Annotated in this window: 10 protein-coding genes; 8 read left to right on the top strand and 2 right to left on the bottom strand. The window is 62.1% G+C overall.

The genetic code is table 11. The annotated features are described in order from the left end of the window. Positions 1-21: 21 nt before the first annotated feature. Together rpsI and glmM are read left to right on the top strand one after the other, a co-directional pair. Positions 22-528 carry a 30S ribosomal protein S9 gene (rpsI, locus tag ACIQTW_RS04705; protein ID WP_017200290.1) on the top strand — a complete coding sequence of 169 codons (507 nt, stop codon included), beginning with the start codon at positions 22-24 and terminating at the stop codon, positions 526-528. A gap of 181 nt (positions 529-709) precedes the next feature. Beyond that, positions 710-2074 (top strand): phosphoglucosamine mutase, encoded by a 1365-nt coding sequence (glmM, locus tag ACIQTW_RS04700; RefSeq protein ID WP_402934247.1) that lies wholly within the window; start codon positions 710-712, stop codon positions 2072-2074. Between the two features lie 64 nt (positions 2075-2138). On the opposite strand, the gene ACIQTW_RS04695 is transcribed toward glmM, so the two are convergent. Together ACIQTW_RS04695 and coaA are read right to left on the bottom strand one after the other, a co-directional pair. After that, entirely contained in the window at positions 2139-2954 is an 816-nt protein-coding gene (locus ACIQTW_RS04695) for a D-alanyl-D-alanine carboxypeptidase family protein (RefSeq protein WP_402936234.1), read from the bottom strand. A gap of 67 nt (positions 2955-3021) precedes the next feature. Beyond that, a complete protein-coding gene (coaA, locus tag ACIQTW_RS04690; RefSeq protein ID WP_402934245.1) occupies positions 3022-3993 on the bottom strand; it encodes a type I pantothenate kinase in 972 nt (323 codons plus the stop codon). A gap of 139 nt (positions 3994-4132) precedes the next feature. On the opposite strand from coaA, the gene glmS reads away from it, so the two are divergent. The 6 genes from glmS (at position 4133) to treZ (ending at position 14473) form a co-directional block, all read left to right on the top strand. Continuing rightward, on the top strand, positions 4133-6016 hold the full coding sequence (gene glmS, locus ACIQTW_RS04685) for a glutamine--fructose-6-phosphate transaminase (isomerizing) (protein ID WP_402934242.1): 1884 nt from the start codon (positions 4133-4135) through the stop codon (positions 6014-6016). Positions 6017-6020: 4 nt separating this feature from the next. Beyond that, complete coding sequence (locus ACIQTW_RS04680; RefSeq protein ID WP_011775548.1) at positions 6021-6368, top strand: holo-ACP synthase; 348 nt, start codon at positions 6021-6023, stop codon at positions 6366-6368. Positions 6369-6386: 18 nt separating this feature from the next. Then, complete coding sequence (locus tag ACIQTW_RS04675) at positions 6387-7964, top strand: NAD(P)H-hydrate epimerase (protein WP_402934239.1); 1578 nt, start codon at positions 6387-6389, stop codon at positions 7962-7964. A gap of 69 nt (positions 7965-8033) precedes the next feature. Then, positions 8034-10316, top strand: a complete 2283-nt coding sequence (gene glgX / locus ACIQTW_RS04670; RefSeq protein ID WP_402934237.1) for a glycogen debranching protein GlgX — start codon at positions 8034-8036, stop codon at positions 10314-10316. Then, positions 10313-12625: a malto-oligosyltrehalose synthase gene (treY, locus tag ACIQTW_RS04665; protein WP_402934235.1), complete on the top strand. Its 2313-nt coding sequence runs from the start codon at positions 10313-10315 to the stop codon at positions 12623-12625. Before glgX ends, treY begins: the two co-directional genes overlap by 4 nt. A gap of 75 nt (positions 12626-12700) precedes the next feature. After that, positions 12701-14473 (top strand): malto-oligosyltrehalose trehalohydrolase, encoded by a 1773-nt coding sequence (gene treZ / locus ACIQTW_RS04660; protein ID WP_402934232.1) that lies wholly within the window; start codon positions 12701-12703, stop codon positions 14471-14473. The last annotated feature ends 28 nt before the right edge of the window (positions 14474-14501 follow it).

Here is a 14501-nt window from a genome sequence, read left to right as displayed (position 1 = left end):
CTTTTCATTACAAGGAGAACCGTGGCTCAGAACGAAGAACTGACCGCCGAAGCCGTCGAGGCTGAGGAAACCCTCACCAGCTACACCTCTGAAAGCACATCTGGTGAAGATGCGCCCAAGAAGGAGCGCCCGGCACTGACCGTTGCCGGTGCAGCTGTTGGCCGCCGCAAGGAAGCCGTTGCACGCGTTCGCGTTGTTCCGGGTTCCGGCAAGTGGACCATCAACGGCCGCACGCTGGACAACTACTTCCCGAACAAGCTGCACCAGCAGGATGTCAACGAGCCCTTCAAGATCCTCGATCTCGAAGGCGCCTACGACGTCATCGCCCGTATCCACGGCGGTGGCATCTCCGGCCAGGCCGGCGCGCTGCGCCTCGGTGTTGCTCGCTCGCTGAACGAGATCGACGTCGACAACAACCGCGCCACCCTGAAGAAGGCCGGTTACTTGAGCCGTGACGCCCGCGTCATCGAGCGCAAGAAGGCTGGTCTCAAGAAGGCACGTAAGGCTCAGCAGTACTCCAAGCGTTAATCCGCTTCCCCCGTCAGGGGGTCCGAAAGCCCGTTCCGCCGATTCGGCGGGGCGGGCTTTCGTAGTCTCAAGGCTCTCGTCGCTTCAGAACCCTGACCGCGGAGTCAAAAAAGACACCGTATATGACCCTCCGGCGGTCTCTTGAACCAGGGCTGTCCTGTCGTCGTCTAAACTTGACCCGATGTCTAGATTATTTGGAACAGATGGCGTGCGCGGTCTCGCGAACGGATTGCTCACAGCCGAGCTGGCTATGCAGCTCGCCCAGGCCGCCGCCGTCGTACTCGGCCATGACCGTACAACCAACGGCAAACGGCCACGAGCCGTCGTCGCCAGGGACCCCAGAGCGAGTGGCGAGTTCCTCGCCGCCGCCGTGGAAGCAGGGCTATCCAGCTCGGGTATCGACGTCTATGACGCCGGTGTTCTTCCCACCCCCGCGGCCGCCTACCTGGTGGCAGACCTCGACGCCGATTTCGGCGTCATGTTGTCGGCCTCGCACAACCCCGCGCCGGACAACGGCATCAAGTTCTTTGCTCGCGGCGGCCAGAAGCTCCCCGACCACGTCGAAGACGCCATAGAGGCGCAGCTCGGCAAGGAGCCGCAGCGCCCGATTGGAGCCGATGTCGGACGCATCCAGCGGTTCTCGGATGCTGAGGACAGGTACATCGTGCACCTGCTGGGCACACTCCCCAAGCGTTTGGAGGGCCTGAAGGTGGTCCTGGACTGCGCCCACGGCGCAGCGAGCGGCTGTTCACCCCAGGTATTCAAGGATGCCGGGGCTGAGGTCGTGGTGATCGGAGCAGAGCCTGACGGGCTGAACATCAACGACGGCGTGGGTTCCACGCACCTGGGCCCGCTGAAGGAAGCGGTGCTCAAGCATGGCGCTGACCTTGGCGTGGCGCACGACGGCGACGCCGACCGGTGCCTGGCCGTTGACCACGAAGGCAATGAAGTGGACGGCGATCAGATCATGGCGATCCTGGCGCTGGCGCTCAAGGAAGCCGGAAAGCTCAAGGACAACATCCTCGTGGCAACGGTCATGAGCAACCTCGGCCTAAAGATCGCCCTTCGCGATGCCGGTATCACCATCCGGGAGACCGGTGTTGGTGACCGTTATGTCCTGGAAGAAATGCGCGATGGCGGGTACAACCTCGGTGGCGAACAATCCGGCCATGTCATCTTTTCGGACTTCGCGACCACGGGTGATGGCGTTCTGACGGGTCTTCAGCTTGCCGCGCAGGTTGCCCTGACAGGCCGCACCCTCAAGGACCTATCCGGAGCCATGACCAAGCTTCCGCAGCTCATGATCAACGTCAAAGACGTTGACAAGGCCCGCGCCGCCACGGACGAGGGCGTGGCCGAAGCCGTTGCAGCAGCAGAGCTTGAACTGGGCGAAACCGGACGGGTGCTGCTACGCCCCTCAGGCACCGAGGCATTGGTTCGCGTCATGGTGGAAGCAGCGGACATGGAAACGGCCGAGCGTATCTGCAAGAATCTTGCTGCCGTGGTCAAGGACCGTTTGGGCGCTCCCAGCGAAATGGCAGTCTAGGAAAATTCACTCTTGGCCCGCACTCCTGCTTGAAGCAGGAGTGCGGGCCTTCGTGTTTAAGGAACTAGAGGTAGTCCGGCGCTGCTTCGAGCCCGAAATACTCTTCCAAGGTGGCAATGCCGCGCGTGGCCATATCCGTGGCTGCCTCTATGCCGATGTACCGCAGGTGCCAGGACTCGTAGAAGTAACCGGTGGTGTCGTGGAACATCCACGGATAGCGGACAACAAAGCCGAACTTGTGGGCATTGGCTTTTGCCCACACAGCGGCGGGTTGTTCGGCGAAGCATGGTTGAAAGCTGCAGGCTCCCGCACCGTCGCCAATGTCGAAGGACCAGCCGGTCTGATGCTCGGAGTGTCCTGGGCGGGCGGAGGCGCGGTCCGCTGCAACCTGACCGGTACTGGCTACGTACCCGTTGTAGGTAGTCACCTGAGTGGAATATGAACGGTAACCGGAGGCCAATGTCATGATCACACCCTCCGCAGCTGCGGCACCGAACATCTTCTCCGCGGCGGCCGCCGTCGTTCTGTTGACTAAAGCGGCTTCACCGCTGACTGCGAGCCGTACGCCCGGCTGAACCAAATCTGCGGGGACGTAGTCCTGAGGAGCCAAGGCGAGGTGCTTGTTGACCACAACCCAGGGGCTCGCCGGATCCGTCAGCGAATGCTGCGGGGCTACGGAATGCGAAGGAGCGGTGCTGGCAGGTGTATCGCTGGAGGGGGCGGGCTCAACGGGCGCCGCAACGGGCACGGGCTCGGTAGGCTCGACGCTGGGCGTAGCCACGGAGGGCGTCCCGGAGGCCGGAGGGACCTCGCTGGTAGCGTTCGCGCCCACAGGGGAGGGAACGGTGCCGTTCGGCGTGCAGGCGGCGAGGGCGGCCATTCCTGCGCCAGCGGTTAGCAGGCTCGCGAAAACCCGCCGGCTTGGCAGCTGAGCATCGTTCTGCAAGCTAAACCTTCCTCAGCAGCATGCGGCGGATGGAGTGGTCTGCGTCCTTGGTAAGGACCAATTGTGCGCGTCCGCGGGTCGGCAGGACGTTCTCTTCAAGGTTTGGCTCGTTGATGCGCTTCCAAATGCCGCGTGCTGTGGATTCGGCGTCGTCGTCAGACAACGTTGCGTAGCGGTGGAAATAGGATTCGGGTTGAGCGAAGGCCGTCGTCCGCAATTTCCGGAAACGGTCTACGTACCACTCCTCGATGTAGGAAGTTTTGGCATCCACGTAGATGGAGAAATCGAAGAAGTCGCTGACGGCCAGTCCTTGTTTTCCGTCCATGCGCGGGCGGGCGGGTGCCAGGACGTTGAGTCCTTCAACGATCAGGACATCCGGACGCCGCACCACCACTTCCTTGCCCGGCACGATGTCGTACGTGACGTGGGAGTACCACGGTGCCCGTACTTCTTCGGCGCCGCCTTTGACTTCTGACACAAAACGCAACAGCGCACGGCGATCGTAGGACTCCGGAAACCCCTTCCGTTCGAGCAAGTGCCGGCGCTTCAATTCGGCCAGTGGGTACAGAAACCCGTCCGTGGTGATGAGCTCAACGTTGGGAGTCCCTGGCCAGCGCCGAAGCATTTCCCGGAGGACACGGGCGATGGTGGACTTACCAACAGCTACTGAACCGGCCACGCCGATGACAAACGGGGTCCGTTGGGTCTGCTCGCCCAGGAAGGTAGTCGTGGCTGCGTGGAGTTGGTGGGATGCCTCGACATACAGGTGCAGGAGGCGGGAAAGAGGCAGATAAACCTCCCTCACTTCCTTCATGTCGAGGGGGTCGCCGAGGCCGCGGAGGCGGAAGATGTCCTCTTCGTTGAGGGGCTGCTCCATCTGCGCTGCAAGTCTGGACCACGTTTGACGGTCCAGCTCTACGAACGGGGAAGCGCCGTCGCCATTAGCTTCGGTGCGTTGCAAAGTCACGCTCATGATTCTGCCCTCCGCACGGCGGAACAGGAAATGCAGGACGACCGGGAGGTGAATTGGGAGTGAGGAGAATCTCAACAACTGGAGCAGGAGCTGGGATGTCCCACATCAGTTGTTTGCGCTAGCCGTTAGGCTTGTACCCATGTGTGGAATCGTAGGCTATGTTGGCAATTCGTCTCGCAAGGCAGCTGGTCACAGCGCCCTTGACGTCGTCGTGGAAGGGCTGCGTCGTCTTGAGTACCGCGGCTATGACTCCGCAGGCGTCGCAGTGGTGGCTGACGGGACAATCTCGTCCCGTAAAAAGTCCGGCAAACTGAGCAACCTGATCGGTGAACTGGAAGCAAACCCAGTACCTGAATCCCTGACCGGTATCGGCCATACCCGTTGGGCTACGCACGGCGGCCCCACGGACCGCAACGCGCACCCCCACCTTTCCGATGGCGGACGCCTGGCACTCATTCACAACGGCATCATCGAGAACTTCGCGGAACTCAAGCAGGAACTGCTGGCCAAGGGTGTCACCTTCGAGTCGGAGACCGACACCGAAGTTGCCGCGGCACTGGTTGGGGACATCTTCCGTACCGGGCTCAATGGCGACGGCGGTAACCTCACCGAGGCGATGCGCCTGGCATGCCAGCGACTCGAAGGTGCTTTCACGCTCCTCGCAGTGCACGCCGACCAGCCGGACGTCGTAGTGGCAGCCCGCCGCAACTCGCCGCTGGTTGTAGGTCTGGGCGAGGGTGAGAACTTCCTTGGCTCCGACGTTTCCGGCTTCATCGACTACACACGCCGTGCTGTTGAACTGGGCCAGGACCAGATCGTCACCATCACCGCCGACTCCGTGGAGATCACCGACTTCTTCGGCGCTCCCGCCGAAGGCAAGGAATACCACGTTGACTGGGACCCGGCCTCCGCTGAAAAGGGTGGGTTCAACTCCTTCATGGAGAAAGAAATCCATGACCAGCCGGACGCCGTGGCACAGACCCTCCTGGGCCGCTCGGACCTCGACGGAAAGCTCACGCTTGACGAAGTCCGCATCGATCCGGAGCTCCTCAAGCAGGTGGACAAGATCATCGTGCTGGCTTGCGGTACCGCAGCCTACGCCGGTCTCGTAGCCAAGTACGCAATCGAAAACTGGTGCCGGATTCCCACCGAGGTGGAGCTCGCACACGAGTTCCGATACCGCGACCCCATCGTTGACTCCAACACGCTGGTGGTCTCCATCAGCCAGTCGGGCGAGACCATGGACACGCTGATGGCCGTCCGCTACGCCCGCGAGCAGGGCGCCAAGACAATCTCCATCTGCAACACCAACGGTTCAACCATCCCGCGTGAATCCGACGCCGTGCTCTACACGCACGCAGGTCCGGAAATTGCCGTTGCATCCACCAAGGCATTCCTGGCGCAGATCACAGCGGCGTACTTGCTCGGTCTCTACTTGGCCCAGCTCCGGGGCAACATCTTCTCCGGCCAGATCAAGGATGTCCTCGCGGACCTCAACAAGATCCCGGCCAAGATCCAGAAAATCCTGGACAACGCAGGGCCCCTGCGCGAGCTCGCCCGCAGCATGAAGGACGAGAAGTCAGTCCTGTTCCTGGGCCGCCACGTTGGTTACCCGGTTGCCTTGGAAGGTGCCTTGAAGCTCAAGGAAATCGCCTACATCCATGCTGAAGGCTTCGCCGCCGGCGAGCTCAAGCACGGCCCGATCGCCCTGATCGACGACGGCCAGCCGGTCTTCGTTGTGGTCCCGTCCCCGCGTGGCCGCGACTCCCTGCACTCCAAGGTAGTCAGCAACATCCAGGAAGTCCGTGCACGTGGTGCCCGTACCCTGGTGATCGCTGAAGAGGGCGACGAATCGGTCAAGGACTACGCTGAGCACGTCTTCTACGTACCGGAGACTCCCACCCTGCTGATGCCGCTACTCACCACCGTTCCGCTGCAGATCTTTGCTGCTGAGCTCGCTGGTGCCAAGGGTTACGACGTCGATCAGCCGCGTAACCTGGCCAAGAGCGTGACCGTAGAATAACGCCATGATTGTTGGCATTGGCGTTGACGTCGTAGACATCGAGCGGTTCGGTCGGCAGTTGGAACGGACACCGGGACTCCGGGACCGCCTGTTCGTTCCTGCCGAGCGGGAACTCAACACCCGGTCGCTGGCCGCACGTTTTGCTGCCAAGGAAGCCGTGGCCAAAGTGCTGGGCGCTCCAGCGGGCATGAACTGGCAGGACTGCTGGATTGGCCTCGACGAGAACGGACCCACCGTTCAAGTCAAGGGGACAGTCCTTGCCGTGGCTGAGGCCAAGGGCGTCAAGCGCTGGCATTTGTCCATGAGCCACGACGGCGGCATCGCCACGGCGACTGTCCTCGCCGAGGGCTAAGCGAACTTCATAAAAGCAATGATCAGCGCCTTCACCGGACTACAGATCAGGGATGCGGAACAGCCGCTCCTTGATTCCGGTGAGGGCGCTGTTCTGATGCAACGGGCAGCTTATGGGTTGGCCCAGGCCGTGGCTCGCGAGGTCAAAAGCAGGCGAATGCTTGCAGGCGCTAGTGTCACAGTGCTGGCCGGTAAAGGCAACAATGGCGGTGACGGCCTTTTCGCTGCGGCTTTGCTGGCGCGTCGCGGCATGCGCACGACGGCGGTACTCGCCGCATCTGAAGTGCACCAGGAAGCCTTGGCTGCTTTCGTCGCAGCAGGCGGGCGTGTTGTCCGGCTGGAGGCCGCGAACGCGGAAGAGGTTGCAGTCCTGTGCGCGGGCGATGATGTGATCATCGACGCGCTGCTCGGGACCGGGGCCCGCGGGGGTTTGAGGGAAGCCGCGGCCGAATTGGTGGCGTCCCTCCAGGAGCTTCGGCCCCGTTTGGTGGTGGCATGCGACCTCCCCAGCGGACTGGACGCCAACAGCGGGGAAGTCCATTGGCCTGTCCTGGACGCGGATATCACCGTGACATTTGGCGGCATCAAAGCCGGGCTTATGGCGGATCCGGGTGAGGGCTGTGCCGGCCGCATAGAGCTGGTGCCGATCGGGATTGAGAAATCCTTGGAGCACGCCAACCCTGAGCTCCGCCGTCTCACCGACTTGGATCTTGGCGCTCTGCTGCCCAAGCCCGGCCGACGTGCGCACAAATACTCGCGGGGCGTCCTGGGAGCAGTGGCAGGTTCGGCGAGTTTCCCGGGAGCTGCTGCCCTGAGCGTTCACGCCGCGGCTCTCGCTGGAGTGGGCATGGTGCGTTACCTCGGGCCTCAATCTGCGGCCCAATTGGTGCTCGCCCGAACGCCGGAAGCCTTGTGGGAGACGGATCATCCCGGCCGTGTCCAAGCGTGGTTGCTGGGGTCCGGAGTTGATGGCGAGGAACAATTGCAGCGGGCGAAGGAAGCCGGCGCGTTGGCCCTCGCTGACGATTTGCCGGTGGTCGTCGACGCCGGTGCCTTGAGTCTTCTGCCGGAACGCTGCCCCGCACACTGGGTGCTGACACCCCATGCCGGTGAGCTGGCTACCTTGCTGAACTCGCTTCCTTCCACAGGGGAAATGAAGGTGACCCGCGACGACGTCGAATCCCGGCCCCTCCACTTTGTGCGGCAGGCCGCCGGGCAAACCGGTGCAACCGTGCTTCTGAAGGGTGCCACCACACTGGTGTCGTCGCCGTCGGGCGTTGTGTTCAGCCAATCCGAAGGCACCGCCTGGATGGCCACCGCAGGCAGCGGCGATGTTCTGGCCGGCGTTCTGGGCGCCCTGCTGGCGCAGGCTGCGGAGTCCATCCGGCACGACGCCGGCGCATATGCCGCCTTGGGTCTGGATTCTGCCGACCGCTGGGCCGCGCTGGCCGCAGTTGCTGCGAGCGTTCACGGCCGGGCCGGTGCTCTGGCATCGGCGGATTTCGACGGAGGACCCCTTACAGCCTCGGCGATCGCGGCGGCTGTACCGCGCGTTATTGGTTCGCTCAGCGCGGAATACGACCCAACAAGACCGTAAGGTTGCTGTCGGTGTCTGGGGGCTTGAGTAGGCTTGCAACAGTTGTTCGCATCATCAAGAGGAGAACGCATGGAAGTCTGGCCTGGATCGGCTTATCCGCTGGGTGCCACCTTTGACGGCACCGGCACCAACTTCGCGCTGTTTAGCGAGAAGGCCGAAAAAGTGGAATTGTGTCTCTTCGACGACGACGGCGGAGAAGTCCGCGTAGACGTTACCGAAGTGGATGGTTACGTATGGCACTGTTATCTGCCGCAGGTTCAACCCGGACAGAAGTACGGCTACAGGGTGCATGGCCCTTACGACCCCGACGCCGGCCAACGTTTCAACCCCAACAAACTGCTGCTGGATCCTTACGCCAAGGCCATCCACCGGCAGATCGACTGGGACCCGTCCCTGTTCTCGTACAACATGGGGGACCCTGATTCCCGTAACGACGAGGACTCCGCGCCGCACATGATGCTGGGCGTGGTGATCAACCCGTTCTTCGACTGGGACGGCGATAAGCTCCTGCGGATTCCGTACCACAAGTCCGTAATTTACGAGGCTCATGTCAAGGGCCTTACCCAGATGCATCCGGAGGTGCCCGAGGAGCAGCGCGGCACATATGCCGGCGTCGCCCACCCGGCGGTTATCTCCCACCTGCAGAAGCTGGGGATCACGGCGATCGAACTCATGCCGGTGCACCAGTTCGTCAATGACGGCATCCTGCAGGACAAGGGCCTGAACAACTACTGGGGCTACAACACCATTGGTTTTTTTGCGCCCCACAACAGCTACAGCTCCAAGGGTGATACCGGACAGCAGGTCCAGGACTTCAAGGCCATGGTACGGGCGCTGCACACAGCCGGTATCGAAGTCATCCTCGACGTCGTATACAACCACACAGCCGAGGGAAACCACCTTGGGCCCACACTGTCCTTCAAGGGCATTGATAATTCCGCGTACTACCGCCTGGTGGAAGATGACCAGAAGTACTACATGGACTACACCGGCACAGGCAACTCGCTCAATGTCCGCAGCCCGCACTCCCTCCAGCTGCTCATGGACTCCCTGCGCTACTGGGTGACCGAGATGCACGTTGACGGATTCCGCTTTGACCTCGCCTCCACGCTGGCCCGTGAGTTCTATGATGTGGACAAGCTGTCCACCTTCTTCGAACTCATCCAACAAGACCCGGTGGTCTCCCAGGTGAAGCTCATTGCCGAGCCTTGGGACGTTGGGCCCGGTGGGTACCAAGTGGGAAACTTCCCTCCCCAGTGGACAGAGTGGAACGGCCAATACCGCGACACGGTCCGCGACTTCTGGCGCGGCGAACCTTCCACCTTGGGCGAGTTCGCGTCCCGGTTGACAGGCTCGGCGGACCTCTATGAGCATTCCGGGCGTCGCCCCGTGGCGTCGATCAACTTCGTCACCGCCCACGATGGCTTCACGCTGGCTGACCTCGTGTCCTACAACGAGAAACACAACGAGGCCAACGGTGAGGGCAACAACGACGGCGAATCCCACAACCGTTCCTGGAATTGTGGTGCGGAAGGGCCTACTGATGATCCCACCGTCCTAGGCCTGAGGGCCCGCCAGCAGCGCAACTTCATTGCCTCGCTGTTCCTGTCCCAGGGTGTTCCCATGCTCCTACACGGCGACGAACTCGGCAGGACGCAGAACGGCAACAACAACGGCTACTGCCAGGATTCCGAGCTCACCTGGATCAACTGGGACAACGTGGACCAGCCCCTGATCGAGTTCACGGCGGCGGTCAGCGCACTCCGGGCCAAGCACCCCAGCCTGCGTCGAAGCCGCTTCTTCGATGGTCGTCCGGTGTTGCGTGGTGAAGGCGAGCGTCTCCCGGACATCGTATGGCTGGACGCTGACGCGAGTACCATGACGCCGTCCGACTGGGACGAACACCTGGGACGCTCAGTAGGAGTGTTCCTCAATGGCGACGGTATCCACGGCCGGGATACACAGGGTCGGCGCATCACTGACGTCAACTTCCTGCTGTACTTCAACGCCGACCAGGACGAAGTAGGCTTCCGGATCCCTTCCGACGAGTATGCGCCCGCTTGGGACGTCATGATCGATACCGCCGGGGAAGGCGCTGAAGCGGGTGTCATCAAGCCCGACCAGATCCTGATGGTCGGCGGTAAGTCTTTGGTGGTACTCCGCGCCCACAGCACCCCGGAAATTGAACCGGATCACTCTGTTGCAGCTTCCCTTGCCGCGCTGACCCATACGAGCACTCCGGAAACGGCATCCATCACTGCCCCGGCCGTGACGTCGTTGCCGTTCGATTACAAGGGCGCTGCGCCCGAAGGTGCCAACGATGAAGGTGAAACGAAGGAGTCGAACGCATGAGGACCCCTGTCTCCACATATCGGCTACAGATTCGCCCGAGCTTCACCCTGCAGGATGCGGCTGAGCTGACCGGATACTTGCGTTCCCTGGGAATCGATTGGGTCTACGTGTCACCGATCCTCACTGCAGAGAAGGGCTCCGATCACGGCTACGACGTAACCGATCCCTCCACCGTGGATCCCTCCAGGGGAGGTCCCGAAGGGCTCTCCGCATTGTCCGAGGCGGCGAAGGAAAAGGGCCTCGGGGTCTTGGCTGACATCGTGCCCAACCACATGGGCGTTGCCTCGCCAAAGCAGAACGCATGGTGGTGGCAGCTGCTGAAGGAAGGCCGTGGTTCAAAGTATGCCGAGGCTTTCGACGTCGACTGGGACTTTGGCGGGGGGAAGATCCGCATCCCTGTCCTGGGAAGTGACGACGACCTTGACGAGCTGAAGGTCGTGGACGACGAACTCCGCTACTACGATCACAGTTTCCCGTTGGCCGAGGGGACCTACACGTCCAGTGACAACCCACGCGAGGTCCATGCACGGCAGCACTACGAGTTGGTTGGCTGGCGCCGGGCCGACGCCGACCTGAACTACCGGCGGTTCTTCGCAGTGAATACCCTTGCCGGCGTACGCGTTGAGATTCCGTGGGTCTTTGACGAGTCCCATGAAGAGATCGTTCGCTGGTTCCGTGAAGGACTGGTGGACGGCCTCAGGATCGACCACCCCGACGGGCTCGCCGACCCTGAGGGTTACCTCGCGAGGCTGCGCGAGGCGACGGGGGGCGCTTACCTGTTGGTGGAGAAGATCCTGGAACCGGGGGAGCGGCTGCCCGAGACCTTCGACTGCGAGGGGACTACGGGATACGACGCCTTGGCTGATGTTGACCGCCTTTTTGTGGACCCGACAGCGGAGGAGTACCTGAATTCCCTCGATGCCCGTCTGCGGAATGCGGATGCGCCGGCGGATTACCACGCCATGATCCATGCGACCAAGCGCCGCATCGCTGATGGCATCCTGCGCTCGGAAATCCTGCGGCTTGCCCGCCTGGTGCCTGAATCCTTGGAGCTGCCGTTCGCCAAGGTGGCCGACGCACTGGCTGAAGTAATTTGCTGTTTCCCCATCTATAGGACATATCTGCCCTATGGCGGGAAGACGCTCGTAGAGTCAGTGGAAAACGCTGCCAAGGAGCGCCCTGACCTGGCAACCGTCCTCAGCCAGCTTCAGCCGCTATTGCTGGATGAGACCAGCTTGCTGGCCCGACGTTTCCAGCAGACGTCCGGCATGGTGATGGCCAAGGGCGTGGAGGACACAGCGTTCTTCCGCTATACCCGGCTTGGATCACTGACGGAAGTGGGAGCGGATCCCACGGAATTCTCGATCCCCGGTGGAGTCTTCCATGAGCGCATGGCCCGCAGGCAACAGCTTCTGCCTCTCTCCATGACAACGCTGAGCACCCACGACACCAAGCGGAGCGAGGACGCAAGGGCCAGGATCTCGGTCATTTCCGAAGCAGTGCCTGAATGGGAGCTTTTCCTCGGCACCGTTCAGGAACTCGCCCCCATCCCCGATGGACCCCTCTCCGCACTGGTCTGGCAATCGATCGTCGGCGCATGGCCAGCAGATCGCCAACGGCTGCAGTCCTATGCCTTGAAAGCCGCCCGGGAAGCCGGGAATTCCACCAACTGGACCGACCCCAACCAGGAGTTCGAGCGCAAGTTGGCAGCCACCGTCGACGCCGTATTCGACGTCCCGGAGGTAACCGCCGCCCTGACGAACTTCGTGGACGAACTCGAACCTTATGGAACGTCCAACTCGCTGTCCGCCAAACTGATCCAGCTGACCATGCCCGGCGTGCCGGACGTCTACCAAGGGACCGAATTCAGGGACGGCTCGCTGACGGACCCCGACAACCGGCGGCCAGTGGACTTCCAAGCCCGTATCGCTGCCTTGGAGGAGCTGGATGATGGCGCCAAGCCCGCGTACACGGAGGAAGCTGCCAAACTTCTGGTGGTCTCCCGTGCACTAAGGTTGCGCCGTGACAGGCCCGGGTTGTTCGCGGGCTACCTCCCGGTCGCGGCCCAAGGCGCTGCCGCCGCACATGTGGTGGCTTTTGATCGTGGTGCTGACCGTCGGGGAGCTCTCACCGTTGCCACGCGTTTGCCCAAGCGTCTGGCCAGGGAAGGCGGATGGCGGGACACATCCATTGAACTGACAGTGGACTGCCGGGATGAACTCACTGGCGCCACGTACGGGGCCGGTGCTGTGCCTGTGGCCACTTTGCTGGAGCAATACCCGGTGGCCCTACTGGTACCCACGGACTGATTGTTGGACGGCTCTGATGAGCTGACCGTCAACATCGTCACTGCAAGCACGCTTAATCACGTACAGGGGAACTTGATGCTGGAAAACGCTGCTGGAAAAAACCGTTACGACGTCTGGGCGCCGAACGCCGATTCTGTTCGACTGCTGGTCGGAGACCGGGAATACGGCATGGAACACCACCACGACGGCGGTGCCCGCGGGTGGTGGCGCGCGCCGGCTGATGTGGCAGCGCAGGAAGCCGACGGGGTGCGGTATGGCTACATCGTTGACGGGGAAGGACCGTTTCCCGATCCCCGCTCGCGGAGGCAGCCGGACGGCGTCCACGGATTGTCTGCGACCTTCGACCCCTCCAATTATGAGTGGAAGGACGGCGGATGGAAGGGGCGGAACCTCAAAGGATCCGTGATCTACGAGATGCATTTGGGTACCTTCACCCCCGAAGGAACGTTGGATGCCGCCGCCGGGAAGCTGGACTACCTGGTGGAGCTTGGTGTCGACTTCATCGAGCTGCTGCCGGTCAACGGCTTCAACGGTGTCCACAACTGGGGCTACGACGGTGTCCTTTGGTATGCCGTTCACGAACCGTATGGCGGACCTGAGGCTTACCAACGTTTTGTGGATGCTGCGCATGCTGCCGGCTTGGGTGTCATCCAGGACGTTGTCTATAACCACCTCGGGCCGAGCGGTAACTATCTGCCTAAGTACGGTCCCTACCTCAAATCCGGAGAGGGCAACACCTGGGGTGATTCGGTCAACCTGGACGGACCCGGCTCGGACGATGTCCGCCGTTACATCCTGGAAAATGCGGCGATGTGGCTCCGGGACTACCATGTGGACGGACTTCGTCTCGATGCCGTGCATGCCCTGCGTGACGAGCGCGCCGTGCACATCCTTGAGGAGTTCGGGTCGTTGGGAGATGAGATTGAGGCGGAGACGGGAATTCCCCGGACCATGATCGCTGAATCTGATCTGAACAACCCGCGGCTGATCTATCCGCGCAAGGACAACGGCTACGGGTTGGAAGGCCAGTGGAGCGACGACTTCCACCACGCAGTGCACGTCAACCTCAGCGGGGAGACTACCGGCTACTACGCGGACTTTGACTCCCTGGCAGTTTTGGCGAAAGTCTTGCAACATGGCTTCCTGCACGACGGCAGCTACTCCAGCTTCCGGGAACGGCATCACGGCCGGCCCATCAGGCACGATTTGGCGCATCCCTCTGCGCTGGTGGTCTGCTTGCAGAACCACGACCAAATCGGTAACCGGGCAATTGGCGACCGGCTCACAGCGTCGTTGTCGTACGGAAAGCTGGCCATAGGCGCTGTGCTGACCATGACTTCCCCGTTCACACCCATGTTGTTCATGGGCGAGGAATTTGGGGCCTCTACGCCGTGGCAGTTCTTCACCTCGCACCCGGAACCTGAGCTTGGGAAAGCTACAGCGGAAGGGCGGATCAAGGAGTTCGAACGCATGGGTTGGGATCCCGCCGTTGTCCCTGATCCGCAGGACCCGGAAACGTTCCAGCGTTCCAAGCTCAAGTGGGACGAAGCAGGAGAAGGCGACCACGCACGCTTGCTGCAGCTGTACAAGGATTTGGCACAGTTGCGCCGGAACACTCCGGAGCTGGCGGACGGTGGATACGGTGAGACCTCTGTTGAGTTCGACGACGACGAACGCTGGCTGCAGTTCTCACGCGGCTCAGTCCGGGTGGTTTGCAACTTCGGCGACGAAGCACTCGGGACGCCACTGACCGGCTCCGTGTTGCTGACCACCGACAGCGAAGCAGCCCTGGAAGACGGGACACTGACGCTTCCCGGCGGTAGCGCCGCCGTCGTGCGCGTCCAGTAAGCCCCGCGGACCGAGGGTGACGGCGCCC

This window comes from Paenarthrobacter sp. NPDC090517, assembly GCF_044769165.1.
Classification (GTDB): domain Bacteria; phylum Actinomycetota; class Actinomycetes; order Actinomycetales; family Micrococcaceae; genus Arthrobacter.
This window is presented reverse-complemented; position numbering and strand designations above follow the sequence as displayed.

What these genes read in the sequence shown, in the direction of transcription:
- glmM (WP_402934247.1), top strand. Translation starts at nt 710, where the DNA reads ATGTCTAGATTATTTGGAACAGATGGCGTGCGCGGTCTCGCGAACGGA.
- ACIQTW_RS04695 (WP_402936234.1), bottom strand. Translation starts at nt 2,954, where the DNA reads ATGGCCGCCCTCGCCGCCTGCACGCCGAACGGCACCGTTCCCTCCCCT.
- coaA (WP_402934245.1), bottom strand. Translation starts at nt 3,993, where the DNA reads ATGAGCGTGACTTTGCAACGCACCGAAGCTAATGGCGACGGCGCTTCC.
- glmS (WP_402934242.1), top strand. Translation starts at nt 4,133, where the DNA reads ATGTGTGGAATCGTAGGCTATGTTGGCAATTCGTCTCGCAAGGCAGCT.
- ACIQTW_RS04680 (WP_011775548.1), top strand. Translation starts at nt 6,021, where the DNA reads ATGATTGTTGGCATTGGCGTTGACGTCGTAGACATCGAGCGGTTCGGT.
- ACIQTW_RS04675 (WP_402934239.1), top strand. Translation starts at nt 6,387, where the DNA reads ATGATCAGCGCCTTCACCGGACTACAGATCAGGGATGCGGAACAGCCG.
- glgX (WP_402934237.1), top strand. Translation starts at nt 8,034, where the DNA reads ATGGAAGTCTGGCCTGGATCGGCTTATCCGCTGGGTGCCACCTTTGAC.
- treY (WP_402934235.1), top strand. Translation starts at nt 10,313, where the DNA reads ATGAGGACCCCTGTCTCCACATATCGGCTACAGATTCGCCCGAGCTTC.
- treZ (WP_402934232.1), top strand. Translation starts at nt 12,701, where the DNA reads ATGCTGGAAAACGCTGCTGGAAAAAACCGTTACGACGTCTGGGCGCCG.